Genomic DNA, 18,639 nt, shown 5'->3' on the forward strand with positions numbered 1-18,639 from the left:
GGACCCCAAGGACAAGGCCCCCGTCGACGAGCCGGCGCCCTCGGGCGACCGCGACCCCGGTACCTCCGCGCCCGGTGTGGCCGGCACGGAGGACAAGGGCCTCGACCCCACGACCAAGGTGTCGACCGACCCGGTCGTCGAGGACACCACCGAGGCCGAGGACACCCCCGGCACCGACGCCTCGTCCACCCGGGCGACGACCGCGGGCCTCGAGCCCAGCGGCACGCCCTCGGCCGCGACCCCCGTCACCACCCGGACCGGCTTCTTCGGCGTCTCCGGCCCCGGTGACACGTCCGGCTACTCCGGCCTGGTGCGGACCTCCACGGTGTCGGTGCCCACCGCGCGCCCCTACGGCTCGTACTTCGACGAGGTCGCCGACCTGCTGGGCGAGAGCCTCGACGAGGTCGGCCTCGGGTTCTCCAGCGCGTCCGGTGCGATCGAGAAGGTCGTCGTCGAGCACGGCGAGATGACGCTGCACGTGCGGCGCGAGCACCTGCTCGAGGTCTGCCGCCGGCTGCGCGACGAGCCCGACCTGCGCTTCGAGCTCAGCCTGGGCGTGTCCGGCGTGCACTACCCGGAGGACACCGGTCGCGAGCTGCACGCGGTCTACCACCTCAAGTCGCTGACCCACGTGCGCCGGGTCCGCCTCGAGGTGTCGGTGCCCGACTCCGACCCGCACATCCCCTCGACCACGAGCATCTACCCGACCCACGACTGGCACGAGCGCGAGACCTGGGACTTCTTCGGGATCCAGTTCGACGGCCATCCCGCGCTCACCCGGATCCACATGCCCGACGACTGGCCGGGCCACCCGCAGCGCAAGGACTACCCCCTCGGCGGCATCCCGGTCGAGTACAAGGGCGCCACCGTCCCGGCGCCCGACGAGCGGAGGCAGTACACGTGAGCAGCGACACGAGCAGCCCGACCAGCACGAGCGCGGGCAGCACCCGGGCTCCCGACGCCTACGGCGCCACCGACCACGACGTCCTCGAGGGCTCCGTCGTCACCGTCGGCGGCGGCGACTGGGACGACGTGGTCGACACCGCCCGCATGGGCGAGGAGCGCATCGTCGTCAACATGGGCCCGCAGCACCCGTCGACCCACGGCGTGCTCCGGCTCATCCTCGAGGTCGAGGGCGAGACGGTCACCGAGGCCCGCGCGGGCATCGGCTACCTGCACACCGGGATCGAGAAGAACATGGAGGTGCGGTCCTGGACCCAGGGCGTCACCTTCTGCACGCGGATGGACTACCTGTCCCCGATCTTCAACGAGACCGCGTACTGCCTGGGCATCGAGAAGATGCTCGGCATCACCGAGCAGGTCCCCGAGCGCGCCAGCGTGCTCCGCGTCCTGACGATGGAGCTCAACCGGATCGGCAGCCACGCCGTGGCGCTGGCCACCGGCGGCATGGAGCTCGGCTCCACGACGATGATGACCGACGGCTTCCGGGAGCGCGACAAGGCCCTGGAGATCCTCGAGGAGATCACCGGCCTGCGGATGAACCACGCGTTCGTCCGCCCGGGCGGCGTCGCGCAGGACATCCCGCCCGGTGCGCTGGACTCCATCCGCGAGTTCATCCCCAGCATCCGGCGCGGCATCCGCGACCTGGAGAACCTGAGCGCCCAGAACCCCACGCTCAAGCAGCGCCTCGTGGGCACCGGTTACCTGAACCTGGCCGGCTGCCTCGCGCTGGGCATCACGGGGCCGGTGCTCCGCTCGACGGGCCTGCCGAACGACCTCCGCAAGGACGAGCCGTACTGCGGCTACGAGGACTACGACTTCGAGGTCATCACCCGCACCGACATGGACAACTACTCCCGGCTGCGGATCCGCATCGACGAGATGTACGAGTCGGTCCGGATCATCGAGCAGTGCATGGAGAAGCTGCAGGTGCTGGGCAACGGGGCGGTCATGGTCGACGACCCCAAGATCAAGTGGCCGTCGCAGCTGGCGCTGGGCGGGGACGGGCTCGGCAACTCCCTCGACCACATCCGCACGATCATGGGCACCTCGATGGAGGCCCTGATCCACCACTTCAAGCTCGTCACCGAGGGCTTCCGGGTCCCGGCCGGGCAGGTCTACACCGCCGTGGAGTCCCCGCGCGGCGAGCTGGGGGCCCACCTGGTCTCCGACGGCGGCACCAAGCCGTACCGGGCGCACTTCCGCGACCCGTCGTTCACCAACCTGCAGGGCGTGTCCGTGATGTGCGAAGGCGCCCAGGTCGCCGACGTCGTCGCCTCGGTCGCGGCCCTCGACCCCGTCATGGGAGGCGTCGACCGCTGATGGCCTACAGCCCCGAGACCCTGGACCAGCTGCGCACCGACGCGGCCCAGATCGTCGCCCGCTACCCGCAGGAGCGGTCCGCGCTGCTGCCCCTGCTGCACCTGGTGCAGTCGGTGGACGGCTTCGTCAGCCCCGACGGCATCGCGTTCTGCGCGCAGACGCTGGGCCTGTCCAACGCCGAGGTGTCGGCGGTGGCGACGTTCTACACGCAGTACAAGCGCCACCCCAACGGCCGGTACACCGTGGGCGTCTGCACCAACACGCTCTGCGCGGTGATGGGCGGCGACGAGATCTACGCCGCCGTCAGCGACCACCTGGGCGTGGGCCACGACGAGACCACCGAGGACGGCGCGGTCACGCTGGAGCGCGTCGAGTGCAACGCGGCCTGCGACTACGCCCCCGTGGTGATGGTCAACTGGGAGTTCTTCGACAACCAGACCCCGCGATCGGCCTGCGGCCTGGTCGACCGGCTCCGGGCCGGGGAGAAGGTGCGCCCCACGCGCGGCGCGGACGAGGTCGTCGAGTTCCAGCCGATGTCCCGCGTCCTGGCCGGGTTCTCCGACGGTCGCGCCGACGAGGGCCCCGGCGCCGGCGACGCCTCGCTGGTCGGGCTCAAGCTGGCCCGCGAGAAGGGCTGGCGCCCCCCGCCGGTCGAGTTCACCAACCCGTCCGGCGACCGCGACAGCAGGAGCGAGTGATGGTCGACACCCTGACCCCCGTCCTCTCGGCGTTCTGGGACGCCCGGCAGAGCTGGACCCTGAAGACCTACGAGGCGCACGACGGGTACAAGGCGCTGCGCAAGGCGCTGATCACCCCGCGCAGCGAGATCGTCGACGCCGTCAAGGCGTCCGGCCTTCGCGGCCGCGGCGGCGCCGGGTTCCCCACCGGCCTCAAGTGGAGCTTCCTGCCCCCCGACGACGGACTGCCCCGCTACCTGGTGGTCAACGCCGACGAGTCCGAGCCGGGGACCTGCAAGGACACCCCGCTCATGATGGCCAACCCCCACGTGCTCATCGAGGGCGTCATCATCTCCAGCTTCGCGATCGGTGCGAAGAAGGCCTTCATCTACCTGCGCGGCGAGGAGCTCCACGTCTACCGCCGCCTGCTCAAGGCCGTCGAGGACGCCACAGCCGCCGGGTACATCGGCAGCGACGTCCTCGGCTCGGGCTTCGACCTGGACGTGGTCGTCCACGCCGGGGCCGGGGCCTACATCTGCGGGGAGGAGACGGCGCTGCTGGACTCCCTCGAGGGTCGCCGCGGCCAGCCGCGCCTCAAGCCGCCGTTCCCCGCCGTCGCCGGGCTCTACGCCCGTCCGACGGTGGTCAACAACGTCGAGTCCATCGCCAGCGTCCCCTCGATCGTCCTCAACGGCGCCGACTGGTTCGCGGGCATGGGCACCGAGAAGTCGGCCGGCTACGGCCTGTTCTCCGTCTCCGGCCACGTCAAGCGGCCCGGGCAGTACGAGGCCCCGCTCGGCATCACCATGCGCACCCTGATCGACCTCGCGGGCGGCATGCGCGACCCCGAGCACCCCCTCAAGTTCTGGACCCCGGGCGGGTCGTCGACGCCGCTGTTCACCGACGAGCACCTCGACGTCCCGCTCGACTTCGAGTCGACGATGGCCGCCGGCTCGATGCTCGGCACCCGGGCGCTGCAGGTGTTCGACGACACCACGTCGGTGGTGCGCGCCGTGCTGCGCTGGACCGAGTTCTACGCCCACGAGTCCTGCGGCAAGTGCACCCCCTGCCGCGAGGGCACGTACTGGATGGTGCAGATCCTGCGCCGCATCGAGGCCGGCAAGGGCACCACCGAGGACATCGACACCCTCCTGGACACCTGCGACAACATCCTCGGGCGCTCCTTCTGCGCCCTCGGCGACGGGGCGACCAGCCCGATCACGAGCGCGGTGAAGTACTTCCGCTCGGAGTTCGAGGCCGGCGCCACCACCCCGGCCTGGGAGCTGTTCCCGTACCGCGCGGCGACGGTCTTCACCGACGACCAGCGAGTCCACACGAGCGAACCGGCAGGTATGGCATGAGTCTGTCCACCGGCCACGAGAAGACCGGCAACCCGGTCGAGGCCGCCGACCCGGGAGACCAGGTCACCCTCACGATCGACGGCATCGAGGTCGAGGCCCCCAAGGGCAGCCTGCTGATCCGGGTGGCCGAGGAGCTCGGCATCGCCATCCCGCGCTTCTGCGACCACCCGCTGCTCGAGCCGGCCGGTGCGTGCCGGCAGTGCCTGGTCGAGGTGTCGATGCCCGACCGCGAGGGCAACGTCCGCAAGATGCCCAAGCCGCAGGCCAGCTGCACGATGACGGTCGCGCCGGGCATGGTCGTGCAGACCCAGAACACCTCGCCCGTGGCCGACAAGGCGCAGCACGGGATCATGGAGCTGCTGCTGGTCAACCACCCGCTGGACTGCCCGATCTGCGACAAGGGCGGCGAGTGCCCGCTGCAGAACCAGGCGATGAGCAACGGTCGGGGCGAGTCCCGGTTCGTCGACGTCAAGCGCACCTTCCCCAAGCCGATCAAGATCTCCACCCAGGTCCTGCTCGACCGCGAGCGCTGCATCCTGTGCCAGCGCTGCACCCGGTTCAGCAAGGAGATCGCGGGTGACACGTTCATCGACCTGCAGAAGCGCGGCGCCAAGCAGCAGATCGGCACCTTCGACACCGCGGTGCTCGACTTCGCCGGGGCGCCGCTGACCGAGGGCGCGGCCGAGCTCGACGAGGCCGGTGCGCCGTTCGCGTCGTACTTCTCGGGCAACACCATCCAGATCTGCCCCGTCGGGGCCCTGACCGGTGCGGCGTACCGCTTCCGTGCCCGGCCCTTCGACCTGGTCTCCTCGGAGACCGTCTGCGAGCACTGCAGCTCCGGCTGCGCCGTGCGCGCCGACCACCGCCGTGGCGTCGTGCTGCGCCGCCTCGCCGGCGAGGACCCCGTGGTCAACGAGGAGTGGAACTGCGACAAGGGCCGCTGGGCGTTCACCTACCCGACGCTGCCGGACCGCCTGCAGGTCCCGATGGTCCGCGACGAGGTCAGCGGCGAGCTGGTCGAGACCTCGTGGCCGGACGCCCTCGACGTCGCCGCCCGCGGCCTCGCCGCGGCCCGTGACTCCGCCGGCGTCGGCACCCTCGTCGGTGGCCGCGTGACCGTCGAGGACGCCTACGCCTACGCCAAGTTCTCCCGCGTCGTGCTGGGCAGCAACGACGTCGACATGCGTGCCCGCCCCGGCTCCGCCGAGGAGGAGCAGTTCCTCGCCGCCCACGTCGGCGGCAGCGGGATCGGCGTCACCTACGCCGACCTCGAGCAGGCCCGGGCCGTCGTGCTGGTCGGCTTCGAGGCCGAGGAGGAGTCGCCGATCCTGTTCCTGCGCCTGCGCAAGGCGGTGCGTCGCGGCAGCCTGACCGTGACCTCCGTCGCGCCGCTGGCCAGCCGCGGGCTGGCCAAGCTGGACGGCCTGCTGGTCCCGACCGCCCCCGGCGACGAGGCGCAGGTGCTGTCCGCCGCCGCCCGCGCCACGGCCGCCGACCCGGTGGCCACCGCGTGCCGCACCGAGGGCGCCGTCCTGCTGGTGGGGGAGCGCCTGGCCACCGTGCCGGGCGCGCTGTCGGCCGCCGCCGCCCTGGCCGAGGCCACCGGGGCCCGGCTGGCCTGGGTGCCGCGTCGGGCGGGGGAGCGCGGGGCCGTCGAGGCCGGTGCGCTGCCCAACGTCCTGCCCGGTGGCCGCCCGCTGGCCAGCAAGGCCGCCGTCGTCGACGTGGCCGCCGCGTGGGGGGTGACGCGCCTTCCCGGCACCGAGGGCCGCGACACCGTCGCGATCCTGGCCCACGCCGCCGAGAAGGGCGCCGGCCTGCTGGTGGCCGGTGTCGACGTGGACGACCTGCCGGACCCGGCCGCCGCCCGGGCGGCCCTGGCGGCCGCGTCCTTCGTGGTCAGCCTCGAGGTGCGTCGCAGCACGGTGTCCGAGCATGCCGACGTGGTGCTGCCGGTGGCCCCCGTGGCCGAGAAGACCGGCTCGTTCATGGACTGGGAGGGACGGCTCCGGCCCTTCGAGTCGGTGCTGAGCACCGACGCCCTCAGCGACCACGGCGTGCTGGACGAGCTGGCCCGCCTGATGGGTGTGGAGCTCGGCGCGGCCAAGGCCCTGCAGCTGCGCGACGAGCTGTCGCAGATCGGCTCCTGGGACGAGGCCCGGCCGGCCGCGCCGACCGTGGCCCCGGGCACCGCGCTGCAGCCCGGCGTCGGGCAGGCCGTGCTGGCCACCTGGCACCTGCTGCTGGACGCGGGGAGCGGTCAGGACGGCGAGGCCTACCTGGCCGGCACCGCCCACCGGGCGCACGCCCGGGTGTCGCCCGCGACGGCCGGCTCGCTGGGTCTCGCGGGATCGGCCTCGGTGCAGGTCGTCGGCCGTGCCGGCGCCGTCGTGGTGCCGCTGGTGCTGGACGCGTCGGTCGTCGACGGCGTGGTCTGGCTGCCGACCCGTTCGCGCGGGTCGGAGCTGGCTCGGCAGTTGGGAGCCGGGGCCGGTGACCTGGTAGGAATTGGTCCCGCACCCGACCAGCTCGTGACAGGAGACCAGGCGTGAGCCACGTCGCTGGGCCGCTCTCGGCCCTGCCCTCGCTCGGCGGTCTCGAGGGACCGGCGTCGGACTTCAGCAACGACACCTGGCTCGTGGCCCTCATCAAGGCCGTCGCCGTGTTCGCGTTCCTGGTCGTCAACGTCCTGGTCGCGATCTGGGCGGAGCGGCGGGTCCTGGGACGGATGCAGCAGCGTCCCGGCCCCAACCGCCACGGCCCGTTCGGCCTGCTGCAGAGCCTCGCCGACGGCGTCAAGCTCGCCCTCAAGGAGGACATCGTCCCCGAGGGCGCGGACAAGCTGATCTACGTCCTGGCCCCCGCGATCTCCGTGGCGCCGGCGTTCGTGGCCTTCGCGGTCATCCCGCTCGGTCCCGAGGTGACGGTCTTCGGCCGCACCACCCCGCTGCAGGTCACCGACGTGCCCGTGTCCGTCCTCTTCGTCCTGGCCGCGGCCAGCGTCGGGGTCTACGGCCTGATCCTCGCGGGCTGGTCGTCCGGCTCGACCTACCCGCTGCTGGGCGGGCTCCGCTCGACCGCGCAGGTCATCAGCTACGAGCTGATCATGGGTCTGGCCCTGGTCGGCGTGTTCATCTACACCGGCTCGATGTCCACCTCGCGCATCGTCGAGGCCCAGGCCGACCTGTGGCTGTTCATCCCGCTGCTGCCCAGCTTCCTGCTGTTCTTCGTGGCCATGGTCGGCGAGACCAACCGCGCCCCGTTCGACCTGCCCGAGGGCGAGGGCGAGCTGGTCGGCGGGTTCCACACCGAGTACTCCTCCCTGAAGTTCGCGCTGTTCTTCCTGGCCGAGTACGTCGCCATGTTCACGGTGTCCGCCCTGGCCGTCACCCTGTTCCTGGGCGGCTGGATGGCCCCGTGGCCGCTCGCCCCGTTCAGCGTGTTCGGCTTCGAGCTGCCCTACCTGGGCAACGGCTGGTTCGGCGCCGAGGTCTGGTTCAACACCGGGTTCTGGCCCGTGCTGTGGTTCACGATCAAGATGTGGGGCATCGTCTTCATCTTCTTCTGGCTCCGCGGCGCCCTGCCCCGGCTGCGCTACGACCAGTTCATGAACCTGGGCTGGAAGGTCCTCATCGAGGCCGCCTTCGCGTGGGTCATCTTCCTCGGTGTCGTCCGCGGCCTGATCCAGTACGAGGTCCTCACCGAGCAGCAGATGTACATCGTCGTCGCCGCCATCGGTCTGCCGCTGGTCGTCATCGTCTGGTACGTCAGCGGCAAGGTCATCAGCGACGACGAGGAGGCCCCCGGCGAGGTCGACCCGTTCGCCGACGGGTTCCCCGTGCCGCCGCTGCCCGGCGAGACCATCACCCGCTCCCGCGGCACGCTCGGCGGCACGGCCACCCCGGCCCGTCGCGAGCCCGTCGCCGTCGCGGCGGCCCCCGCGGAGCCCGCGGGCTCCGGGTCGGCCCCCGCCACCACCCCCGATGAGGAGGCTCCGCGTGGCTGACGCCCCGGACCGCACTGACGAGCACGGCTGGCTGTCCGAGCTGCTGGCCCCGGTCGCCGGCTTCGGCGTCACGTTCTCGACGATGTTCACCAAGGTGCTGAGCGAGGAGTACCCCGAGGGCCCCAAGGGCAAGGGCCCGCGCCCGACGCAGCCGCGCTACCACGGCCGCCACCAGCTCAACCGCTGGGCGGACGGGCTCGAGAAGTGCATCGGCTGCGAGCTGTGCGCGTGGGCCTGCCCGGCCGACGCCATCTACGTCGAGGGCGCGCAGAACACCGACGAGGCGCGCTACAGCCCGGGTGAGCGCTACGGCCGCGTCTACCAGATCAACTACCTGCGCTGCATCTTCTGCGGGCTGTGCATCGAGGCCTGCCCGACGCGGGCGCTCACCATGACCAACGAGTACGAGCTCGCCGACCACACCCGCGAGGCCACCATCTTCACCAAGGAGCAGCTGCTCGCCCCGCTGCTGGAGGGCAACCTGCCCGCGCCGCACCCGATGGTCGAGGGCACCACCGAGAAGGACTACTACCGCAACGAGGTCACCGGCCCCACCGAGGCCCAGCGGGCGTGGGTCTCCGACCGCGAGAAGGCCCAGGCCGCCGCGCAGCAGGCCGAGCCGCAGCAGGCCGGAGCGTGAACGCCGCGCTGCTCCCGCTCGCCGGGGCCGCCGACGTGGTCGAGCCCGGCACCAGCACGGGCGACGCGGTCGTGTTCTGGGTCCTCGCCCCGCTCATGGTGCTCGCCGCCTGCGGCCTGCTCTTCGCCCGCAAGGCGGTCTACGCCGCGCTGTCGATGGCCGTGGTCATGGTCAGCCTCGGCGGGGTCTACGTCGCGCTCGAGGCGCCGTTCCTGGGCATGGTCCAGGTGTTCGTCTACACCGGCGCGGTGATGATGCTGTTCCTGTTCGTCCTCATGCTCGTCGGGGTCGACTCCTCCGACTCCCTCGTGGAGACGATCCGCGGGCAGCGTCTGGCCGGGGCGCTGGCCGCCGCCGGGTTCCTGGTCTTCGTGCTGGTCGCGCTCGGCCGGACGGCCTGGCCCGTCCCGGTCGGTCTGACCGCCGTCAACGACGCCGGCAACATCACCGGCATCGCCGCGCGCATCTTCAGCCGCTACGTCTTCGCCTTCGAGATGACGGCGGCCCTGCTGGTCGTCGCCGCCATCGGCGCCATGGTGCTGGCGCACCGCGAGCGCACCGGCGAGCGGGCCACGCAGCGCACCATCTCCGAGAACCGGCTCCGGCGCGGCCAGCGGATGACGCCGCTGCCGCCCCCCGGCGTGTTCGCGCGCCACAACGCGGTCGACACCCCGGCGCTGCTGCCCGACGGCACCCCCAGCGAGCTGTCGGTGTCCCGCGTGCTGCAGGCCCGCGGCCAGACGCTCACCACGGGCACCCTGGTCGAGCACGTCCCCGCGATCCAGCAGGACATGGACCCGGACGGGCGAGGCAGCCGCACGCACGCCGCCCGCCTGGACGGCGCACCCGACGACACCCGGCCGAGCAGGCCCGAGCCGCACGAGCCCGCCGAGCGCACCGACGAGGAGGGCTGAGCCATGGACCTCATGTACTGGGTCTACCTGTCCGTGGTGCTGTTCACCATCGGGGGCGCGACGGTGCTCATCCGTCGCAACGCCATCGTGGTGTTCATGGGCGTCGAGCTCATGCTCAACTCCGCCAACCTGGCCTTCGTCACCTTCGCGCGCATGCACGGCGACCTCGACGGCCAGACCGTGGCCCTGTTCGTCATGCTCGTCGCCGCGGCCGAGGTCGTCATCGGCCTCGCGATCATCATGGCCATCTTCCGAGCCCGCAGGTCCGCGTCGGTCGACGACGCCAACCTGCTGAAGTACTGAGAGGGCCACCAGTGTCCGCCGTCATCCCGATGTCGGGGCTGCAAGCAGTCCCCGCCACCGGCGTCGAGTCCCTCGCGTGGCTGCTCGTCGTCATCCCGCTCGTCAGCGCCGGGGTCCTGCTGCTCTCCGGTCGCGCCGCCGACCGCTGGGGCCACTGGCTGGGCCTCGCCGCCTCGGCCGCCGCGTTCGTCGTCGGCGCGCTGGTCTTCTTCTCCGTGCTGGGTCACGGCGCCGAGGAGCGGGCGCGTTCCGTCGCCGGGTTCTCCTGGGTGCCGGCCGGCACGTTCCAGGTGGACGCCGGGCTGCTCGTCGACCCGCTGAGCCTCAGCTTCGTCCTGCTCATCACGTTCGTCGGCACCCTCATCCACGTCTACTCCGTGGAGTACATGGCCCACGACGTCGACCGGCGCCGGTTCTTCGCCTACCTCAACCTGTTCATCGCCGCGATGCTGCTGCTGGTCCTGGCCGACAGCTACCTGCTGATGTACGTCGGCTGGGAGGGCGTCGGTCTGGCCTCCTACCTGCTGATCGGGTTCTGGAACCACCGCATCGAGTACGCGGTGGCGGCCAAGAAGGCGTTCGTCGTCAACCGGATCGGTGACTTCGGCCTGTCCCTGGCGATCATGGCCATGTTCGTGTCCTTCGGGTCCGTGCAGTTCGACGACGTGCTGACCGGGGCCGCCGGCGCCAGCGAGACCTGGCTGACGATCATCGGCCTGCTCCTGCTGCTCGCCGCCTGCGGCAAGTCGGCGCAGTTCCCGCTGCAGTCCTGGCTGGGCGACGCCATGGCCGGCCCCACGCCGGTGTCCGCGCTGATCCACGCGGCGACCATGGTCACGGCCGGCGTCTACCTCGTCATCCGCTCCGGCCCGATCTTCGAGGGCGCCCCGGCGGCCACCCTCGCGGTCGCCGTCGTGGGTGCGATCACGCTGCTGTACGGCGCGATCGTCGGCTCGGCCAAGGACGACATCAAGAAGGCCCTCGCCGCGTCGACCATGTCGCAGATCGGCTACATGATGCTGGCGGCCGGGCTGGGCCCGATCGGCTACGTCTTCGCGATCTTCCACCTGCTCACCCACGGCTTCTTCAAGGCCGGCATGTTCCTGGGCGCCGGCTCGGTGATGCACGGGATGAACGACGAGACCGACATGCGCCGCTTCGGCGGGCTGCGCGGGGCGATGAAGATCACCTGGATCACGTTCGCCGCGGGCTGGCTGGCCATCATCGGGTTCCCCCCGCTGTCCGGCTTCTGGTCCAAGGACGAGATCATCCACGCCGCCTTCCGGGGCGAGGGCTGGCAGCCCTGGGTCTTCGGCACGGTCACCGTGATCGGGGCCGGCATCACCGCGTTCTACATGACGCGGTTGTACTTCATGACCTTCCACGGAAAGCGCCGCTGGCACGACGGCACCGACGCGCCCGCCCCGCACCCGCACGAGTCGCCCTGGCTGATGACGCTGCCCATGGTCGTCCTCGCGATCGGCTCCGCGTTCCTCGGCGGCGTCCTGTACTGGACCGGCGCCCTGGAGGCGTGGCTCGAGCCCGTGTTCACGACCCCGGCCGACCTCGACCCCGTCGTCGACCTCGACCTGGTGACCGTCGTCGTGCTGGTGCTCATCGCCGTCGGCGTCCTGCTGGCCTACCTGCAGTACCTGCGCCAGGACGTCCCGGTCGTCGCACCCCGCGGCAACGCGCTCACCCGCGCGGCCCGGGCCGACCTGTACCAGGACGACGTCAACGACATCGCCTTCGTCACCACCGGCACCGCGTTCGTGCGCGGCATGGGCGAGCTTGACGACGACCTGGTCTCCCGTGGCGCCGTCGGCGGCCTGACGCGCAGCATCCGCGCTGCCGGCGCCGGACTGTCGCGCCTGCAGACCGGGTTCGTGCGCTCCTACGCCCTGTCCATGTTCGCCGGCGTGGCCCTCGTGGTCGGCGCCCTGCTGATCACGCAGATCTGAGAGGCGAATCGTGTTCCCCTGGCTGACCACAGCCCTCGTCCTCCCCCTGGTGGGGGCCGTCGTCGTCGCAGTGCTGCCCAAGGCACGCCTCGACGCCGCCAAGCTCGTCGCCCTCGGCTTCTCGCTGGCCACGCTGGTCCTGGTGATCGTGCTGGCGCTGCGATTCGACGTCGCCGACGCCGGCACCTACCAGTTCACCGAGCAGGTGTCGTGGATCCCGCAGCTGGGCGTCAGCTACGCGCTGGGCCTGGACGGCATCGCGCTGTCCATGGTCGCGCTCACCGCGGTCCTCGTGCCGGTCTGCCTGCTGGCGTCCTGGCGTGACCTCGGCCCCGCCGCCGGTGGCCGCGTGGACGGGCAGTTCCTCGTGCTCGTGCTCGTGCTGCAGGCGCTCGTCATCGGCGTCTTCACCGCCCGGGACCTGTTCCTGTTCTACGTGTTCTTCGAGGTCATGCTGCTGCCGATGTACCTGCTGATCGGCCGCTACGGAGGGCCCAAGCGCCGCGAGGCGGCCACGACCTTCCTGGTCTACTCCCTCGCGGGCGGTCTGGTCATGCTCGCCGCGGTCATCGGGATCTACGTCACGGGCCCCGGCGGGAGCGACGGCTTCCTGCTCGACAACCTCGTCGCCCTCGACGCCGTGCCCGGCAGCCGCTGGCTGTTCCTCGGCCTGTTCGTGGCCCTGGCCGTCAAGGCGCCGCTGTGGCCGGTGCACACCTGGCTGCCCGACGCGGCCGCCCAGGCCCCGCCCGGTGCGGCCGTGCTGCTGGTCGGCGTGCTGGACAAGGTCGGCACGTTCGGCATGCTGACGATCCTGCTGCCGATGTTCCCCGAGGCGTCCCGCTGGGCCGCGCCGGTGATCATCGTCCTGGCGCTGGTGTCCATCATCTACGGCGGCCTGGTGGCGCTGGCCCAGAAGGACGTCCTGCGCCTCATCGCCTGGACGTCGATCAGCCACTTCGGCTTCATCGTCCTCGGCATCTTCGCCATGACGACCGCGGGCCAGAGCGGTGCCGCGCTCTACCAGGTCAACCACGGCTTCTCCACGGCCGCGCTGTTCCTGGTCGCCGGCATGCTGGCCACCCGTCGTGGGTCGAGCCTGATCGCCGACTTCGGCGGCGGTCAGAAGGTCATGCCGCTGCTGGCCGGCGCGTTCCTCGTCGCCGGTCTGTCCAGCCTCGCGCTTCCGGGCCTGTCGAGCTTCGTCTCGGAGTTCCTGGTCCTGGTCGGCACCTTCGAGCGCTACCCGTGGGCCGCGGTCGTCGCCACCCTCGGCATCATCCTGGCGGCGCTGTACGTGCTGTGGACCTACCAGCGGATGATGACCGGCGAGACGGTGCCCGCCCTGGCCGACCCGCCCGGCGCCAAGCCGCGCAGCCGTGACATGGTCCCGCGGGAGGCGTTCGTCGTGGCCCCGCTGCTGGCCGTCATCATCGGCCTCGGCTTCTACCCCAAGCCCGTGCTCGACATCCTGACCCCCGCGGTCGAGCGGACCATGGAGCAGACCGGCATGACCGACCCCGCCCCGCTGTTCGTCGCCGAAGGGAGTGACGGGTGAGCGCCCTCGCGTCCCTCGTGACCGTTCCGTCGTCACTGCCGTCGGCGCTGACGCTGCCCCTGTCGGGCACGGCCGGCTCCATCGCGCCCCCGGAGATCGACTACCTGGCCACCTCGCCGATGCTGATCGTGGCCGGCGTGGCGGTGGTGTCGGTCGCGCTCGAGGCCGCCCTGCCCCGCGGTGCCCGCCGGGTGCCGCAGGTCGTGCTGTCGGTCCTCGGCCTGCTCGCGGCCCTCGCCGCGCTCGTGGCCACCTGGAGCGCCGACGACGTCATCACCGCCTCGGGCTCCATCGCCGTGGACGGCGTGACCCGGTTCCTGCAGGCCACGATCCTCGTCCTGGCGGTCATCGGCGTCGTGCTGGTGGGTGACGAGGTCGACGGCGAGAGCGGCTTCGCGCCCCAGGCGTCCGCCATCCCGGGCTCACCGGGCGAGGACGCGGCCCGCAAGGCCGGTCTCGAGCAGACCGAGGTCTACCCGCTGCTGCTCGTCGCGGTGCTGGGCATGCTCGCCTTCCCCGCGTCCAACGACCTGCTGACGATGTTCGTCGCGCTCGAGGTGCTGAGCCTGCCGCTGTACCTGCTGTGCGGGTTGGCCCGGCGCCGTCGTCTGCTCAGCCAGGAGGCCGCGCTCAAGTACTTCCTGCTGGGCGCGTTCAGCTCGGCGTTCTTCCTCATGGGCGCGGCGTTCCTGTACGGCTTCGCCGGCTCGATCGCCCTCCCCGACATCGCCGTCGCCGTCCGCTCGACCGTCGGTCAGGACCCGCTGCTGCTGATGGGCTTCGGGCTGCTCGTGGTCGGCCTGCTGTTCAAGGTCGGCTCGGCCCCGTTCCACTCCTGGACCCCGGACGTGTACCAGGGCGCTCCGACCTCCATCACGGCCTTCATGGCCGCGGCGACCAAGGTGGCCGCGTTCGGCGCCCTGCTGCGCGTGCTCTACGTCGCGTTCCCGGACAACCCGTGGGACTGGCAGCCGGTGCTGTGGGCGGTGGCCATCACCACGATGGTGCTCGGCTCGGTGGTCGCGCTGGTCCAGGACGACATCAAGCGGGTGCTGGCGTACTCGTCGGTGGCGCACGCGGGCTTCATCCTCACCGGCGTCCTGGCCCTGGACGTGAGCGGCGTCAGCGGGTCGATGTTCTACCTGCTCGCGTACGGCATCACGACGATCGGGGTGTTCGCCGCGCTCACCCTGGTGCGGGACGCCGGTGGTGAGGCGACGACGATCTCGTCGTGGGCCGGCGTCGGCCGTCGGTCGCCGCTGTTCGCCGCCATGTTCTCGGTGTTCCTGCTGGCCCTGGCCGGCATCCCGCTCACGAGCGGGTTCGTCGGCAAGGTGGCCGTGTTCGGTGCGGCCATCAACGGCGGGGCCGAGGTGCTCGCGATCGTCGGTGTCGTCGCCAGCGCCGTCGCGGTGGTGTTCTACGTGCGCATCATCGTGTCGATGTACTTCGCCGACGCCCCCGACGACAGCGTCCGTGTCGCCACCCCCAGCGCGGCCCTGACCGGCGTCCTCGCCGTCACGGTGGCCGCGACGGTGCTGCTGGGCGTCCTGCCCTCCCCGCTGCTGAGGCTGGCCGAGTCGTCCGCGCTGTTCGCGCTGTGAGCCTCGTGGCGGACATGGGCCGACGATGAGCGGCGGGCCCGACCAGCTGTCCCGGCTGGTGTCGTACGGGATCGACGACGAGGGGCTGCTCGAACGGCTCACCGAGGGGCTGGTCGACGTCGAGGCGGCCGTGGTGGACGCCGTGCGCAGCGCCGACCCGCTGGCCGCGGCGACGGGCAGCCACCTCGTGCGCGCCGGGGGCAAGCGCACCCGACCGCTGCTGTGCCTGCTGGCGTCGCAGCTGGGGACACCGACCCCGGCGGTGACCGACGCCGCGGTCGTCGTGGAGCTGACGCACCTCGCGACGCTCTACCACGACGACGTCATCGACTCCGCGACCCACCGGCGAGGGGTGCCGACGGCGCAGGAGGTGTGGGGCAACACCGTGGCCATCCTCACCGGTGACCTGCTGTTCGCGCGGGCCTCGACCATCGGCTCCGGTCTGGGGCCGGAGGCGGTGAGGATCCAGGCGACCACCTTCGAGCGGCTGGTGCTGGGGGAGATGCGCGAGACCGTCGGCCCGCGCGACGGGCAGGACGCGGTCGAGCACTACCTGGGCGTGCTGAGCGACAAGACCGGGTCGTTGATCGCGACGTCGGCCCGCTTCGGCGGCATGTTCTCCGGGGCCGACGAGGCCACCCTCGACGTCCTGGTGGCGTACGGCGAGAAGGTCGGCGTGGCGTTCCAGCTGGCCGACGACGTGCTGGACCTGGTGGGAGACGTAGGCGACTCGGGCAAGCGGCCGGGGACCGACCTGCGCGAGCACGTCCCGACCATGCCCGTGCTGCTGCTGCGCCGGGACGTGGCGGTCGGCAGCGCCCCTCCGGGGTCGGGGGCCCTCCTGGCCATGCTGGACGGTGACCTGTCCGACGACGCCGACCTGGCCGAGGCCGTCCGGCTGCTCCGGGCGCACCCCGCGACCCAGGAGGCCCAGGCCGTGGCCCGGCGCTGGGCCGACGACGCCGTGGCCGCCCTGGCGCCGCTGCCCGACGCACCCGCCACCCGGGCGCTGGCGGCGGTCGCCCAGGCGCTGGCGGACCGCGCGGCCTGAGCCCGGGCCCGAGCCCGCCGGCGGCGCTGGTGCCGGGCGGTCGGCAGGGGCATGCTTGCGGGCGGAGCACCACACCGTTGGAGGAGGTGGCCCGTGGCGTCAGGAGAGGGTCGTTCCTCGCGCCCGGACCTGCTGGCCGCGGTGCTGGACTCGTTGCCGGCCCACACCGCCGTCGTCGACCCCGGCGGTCGGATCGTGGCGGTCAGCCGCTCGTGGCGTCGCTTCAGCCTGGACAACGGTGGCGAGGAGCCGACCTGCGGGGTGGGGGCGGACTACCTGGCCGTGTGCCGGTCGGCGAGGGGGGCGGAGCGCGAGGAGGCGCTCGACGTCGCCGACGGCATCAGACGGGCGTGCTCGGGCGAGGTGGACCAGTTCACGATGGACTACGAGTGCTCGTCACCGCAGGAGCAGCGCTGGTTCCAGGTCTCGGTGGTGCCGCTGCGCGAGGTGCGCAACGGCGGGCAGCGGCTGGGCGCCGTGGTGAGCCACACCAACATCACCGCTCGCAAGCTCGACGAGCTCGACCTGGTGCACGAGGCGACGCACGACCCGCTCACAGGGCTGTTCAACCGCGCGCTGCTGCTGGCGGAGCTGAGGCGGGAGCTGCACCGGGCCCACGCCGGGGGTACCCGGTTGGCGCTGCTGTACCTGGACCTGGACGGGTTCAAGACCGTCAACGACGCCCTGGGCCACGACGTGGGCGACAAGCTGCTGAGGGCGACGGCGGACCGGCTGCGGTCCGCGCTGCGGCCGGGGCAGCACCTGGCGCGGATGGGCGGGGACGAGTTCGTCGCCCTCCTCCCGGCGACCGGGGTCACCGGGGCCCGCCGGTGCGCCCGCAGGATGGCGCAGGCGGTCCGGCAACCGCTGGAGCTGGACGGGTTCCCGGTCGTGGTCTCCGGCAGCATCGGCATCGCCGTGAGCGACGAGTCGTCGACGGTCGCCGAGGACTTCCTGGCCGGCGCCGACGCGGCCATGTACCGCGCGAAGCGGAGGGGGCGGTCGCGGACCGAGGTGTTCGCCGGGCAGCTGCGGGCGCGCGCGGACCGGCGCGCGCAGGTGGAGGCCCAGCTGGANTGAGCGACGAGTCGTCGACGGTCGCCGAGGACTTCCTGGCCGGCGCCGACGCGGCCATGTACCGCGCGAAGCGGAGGGGGCGGTCGCGGACCGAGGTGTTCGCCGGGCAGCTGCGGGCGCGCGCGGACCGGCGCGCGCAGGTGGAGGCCCAGCTGGAGGCCTCGCTGGACGACGGGTCGCTGCAGCTGTTCCGGCAGCCGGTGGTGTCGCTGGTCGACGGGACGGAGGTGGGCTCGGAGGCGCTCGCACGGTGGTTCCCGGCGGAGGGGGAGATCCGACCGGCGGAGTCGTTCCTGGACCAGGTGACCCACAGCCGGGTACGCCGGGCCGTCACCGACGCGATCCTGCTGTGCGCCGTGACCGCGTTGGCACGTGAGGACCGGGTGGTCGGGGTGAACGTGTCGCTGCCGGACCTGCGCGGTGCGGCGCTGGTGGAGGACGTGGCCGACGTGCTCCGTCGCACCGGCTGCCCGCCGGGTCGGCTGAGCCTGGAGCTGGGGGAGGCGTTGGTGTGCCAGGCCACGCCCCTGGTGCGGCGGACGTTGGCGGGGTTGCACGGCCTGGGGGTGAGGCTGGTGATCGACCACGTCACGGGGCAGGTCCCCGTGTCGACGCTGGCCGCGCTGCCGGTCCAGGGGGTCAAGCTGGACCGGGAGATGCTGGTCACCGGGGAGGACCAGGACGATCGCGGTCCGGACGCGAGGACGGCCGTGCTGCACAGCCTGGTGACGTTGACCGGTGACCTCGGCCTCGAGCTGTCCGCGGTGGGGGTCGAGACCGCGGTGCAGCAGCGGTGGCTCGTGGCCAACGGCGTCACCCGGGGCCAGGGCTGGCGGCTGGGTCCGCCGGCCCCGTGGGTGACCGTCCGGCGCGGCGGGACGCCGGGCGGGCGCCCCGAGGCCACGACCAGGCGATTTGCCGTCGCGCCGATGTCCGACTAACTTCTCCACTCGTTGCCCGAACGACCACACGGTCGGTCGGGGAGCGCGGAACACAGGCCTCCCGGCCAGGTCCTCGGACCACGGCGGTGAGGCACCCACACCCGGTTCGGACCGGCCCGCGAGGGCCTTCGTTCGTGCGGTGCGGGGTGCTCCGGGCAGGACAGGCCAGTTTGACCGGCCCGCCCCGCTGATGTACGGTTACGAAGTTGCCCCGGACCGGCTTGGGAAAGCCGAGAAGGTGCGCATCTGCTCCTTGAGAACTC

The 18,639-nt window shown here is 72.1% G+C and carries 15 protein-coding genes; all 15 read left to right on the forward strand.

Annotation, left to right across the window (positions count from 1 at the left end):
- Positions 1 to 118 precede the first annotated feature (118 nt).
- The 15 genes from ACR80Q_RS08210 (at position 119) to ACR80Q_RS08280 (ending at position 18,376) form a co-directional block, all read left to right on the forward strand.
- The gene (locus ACR80Q_RS08210) at positions 119 to 904 is read left to right on the forward strand and encodes an NADH-quinone oxidoreductase subunit C (RefSeq protein ID WP_435377123.1); all 786 of its coding nucleotides are present in this window, start codon (positions 119 to 121) and stop codon (positions 902 to 904) included.
- Positions 901 to 2,283, forward strand: a complete 1,383-nt coding sequence (locus ACR80Q_RS08215; protein WP_435377101.1) for an NADH-quinone oxidoreductase subunit D — start codon at positions 901 to 903, stop codon at positions 2,281 to 2,283. The genes ACR80Q_RS08210 and ACR80Q_RS08215 overlap by 4 nt, the downstream gene beginning before the upstream one ends.
- Positions 2,283 to 2,981, forward strand: coding sequence for an NADH-quinone oxidoreductase subunit NuoE (gene nuoE / locus ACR80Q_RS08220; protein WP_435377102.1), 699 nt, complete (start codon positions 2,283 to 2,285; stop codon positions 2,979 to 2,981). The genes ACR80Q_RS08215 and nuoE overlap by 1 nt, the downstream gene beginning before the upstream one ends.
- Positions 2,981 to 4,321, forward strand: coding sequence for an NADH-quinone oxidoreductase subunit NuoF (gene nuoF, locus ACR80Q_RS08225; protein ID WP_435377103.1), 1,341 nt, complete (start codon positions 2,981 to 2,983; stop codon positions 4,319 to 4,321). Before nuoE ends, nuoF begins: the two co-directional genes overlap by 1 nt.
- The gene (locus ACR80Q_RS08230; RefSeq protein WP_435377104.1) at positions 4,318 to 6,873 is read left to right on the forward strand and encodes an NADH-quinone oxidoreductase subunit G; all 2,556 of its coding nucleotides are present in this window, start codon (positions 4,318 to 4,320) and stop codon (positions 6,871 to 6,873) included. The genes nuoF and ACR80Q_RS08230 overlap by 4 nt, the downstream gene beginning before the upstream one ends.
- Positions 6,870 to 8,327 carry an NADH-quinone oxidoreductase subunit NuoH gene (nuoH, locus tag ACR80Q_RS08235; protein ID WP_435377105.1) on the forward strand — a complete coding sequence of 486 codons (1,458 nt, stop codon included), beginning with the start codon at positions 6,870 to 6,872 and terminating at the stop codon, positions 8,325 to 8,327. The genes ACR80Q_RS08230 and nuoH overlap by 4 nt, the downstream gene beginning before the upstream one ends.
- Positions 8,305 to 8,967: an NADH-quinone oxidoreductase subunit NuoI gene (gene nuoI / locus ACR80Q_RS08240; RefSeq protein ID WP_435377106.1), complete on the forward strand. Its 663-nt coding sequence runs from the start codon at positions 8,305 to 8,307 to the stop codon at positions 8,965 to 8,967. Before nuoH ends, nuoI begins: the two co-directional genes overlap by 23 nt.
- Complete coding sequence (locus tag ACR80Q_RS08245) at positions 8,964 to 9,881, forward strand: NADH-quinone oxidoreductase subunit J (protein WP_435377107.1); 918 nt, start codon at positions 8,964 to 8,966, stop codon at positions 9,879 to 9,881. The genes nuoI and ACR80Q_RS08245 overlap by 4 nt, the downstream gene beginning before the upstream one ends.
- 3 nt (positions 9,882 to 9,884) lie before the next feature.
- Positions 9,885 to 10,184, forward strand: coding sequence for an NADH-quinone oxidoreductase subunit NuoK (gene nuoK / locus ACR80Q_RS08250; RefSeq protein WP_435377108.1), 300 nt, complete (start codon positions 9,885 to 9,887; stop codon positions 10,182 to 10,184).
- 29 nt (positions 10,185 to 10,213) lie between these two features.
- Positions 10,214 to 12,145 carry an NADH-quinone oxidoreductase subunit L gene (nuoL, locus tag ACR80Q_RS08255; protein WP_435377124.1) on the forward strand — a complete coding sequence of 644 codons (1,932 nt, stop codon included), beginning with the start codon at positions 10,214 to 10,216 and terminating at the stop codon, positions 12,143 to 12,145.
- A gap of 10 nt (positions 12,146 to 12,155) precedes the next feature.
- The gene (locus ACR80Q_RS08260) at positions 12,156 to 13,703 is read left to right on the forward strand and encodes an NADH-quinone oxidoreductase subunit M (RefSeq protein ID WP_435377109.1); all 1,548 of its coding nucleotides are present in this window, start codon (positions 12,156 to 12,158) and stop codon (positions 13,701 to 13,703) included.
- Complete coding sequence (gene nuoN, locus ACR80Q_RS08265; RefSeq protein ID WP_435377110.1) at positions 13,700 to 15,307, forward strand: NADH-quinone oxidoreductase subunit NuoN; 1,608 nt, start codon at positions 13,700 to 13,702, stop codon at positions 15,305 to 15,307. Before ACR80Q_RS08260 ends, nuoN begins: the two co-directional genes overlap by 4 nt.
- Positions 15,308 to 15,332: 25 nt before the next feature.
- The gene (locus ACR80Q_RS08270; RefSeq protein WP_435377111.1) at positions 15,333 to 16,358 is read left to right on the forward strand and encodes a polyprenyl synthetase family protein; all 1,026 of its coding nucleotides are present in this window, start codon (positions 15,333 to 15,335) and stop codon (positions 16,356 to 16,358) included.
- A gap of 93 nt (positions 16,359 to 16,451) precedes the next feature.
- Positions 16,452 to 17,438, forward strand: a complete 987-nt coding sequence (locus tag ACR80Q_RS08275; protein ID WP_435377112.1) for a diguanylate cyclase domain-containing protein — start codon at positions 16,452 to 16,454, stop codon at positions 17,436 to 17,438.
- A gap of 53 nt (positions 17,439 to 17,491) precedes the next feature.
- On the forward strand, positions 17,492 to 18,376 hold the full coding sequence (locus ACR80Q_RS08280; protein WP_435377113.1) for an EAL domain-containing protein: 885 nt from the start codon (positions 17,492 to 17,494) through the stop codon (positions 18,374 to 18,376).
- Positions 18,377 to 18,639 lie beyond the last annotated feature (263 nt).

The sequence above is a fragment of the Aquipuribacter aurantiacus genome, from assembly GCF_051216895.1.
GTDB lineage: Bacteria > Actinomycetota > Actinomycetes > Actinomycetales > JBBAYJ01 > Aquipuribacter.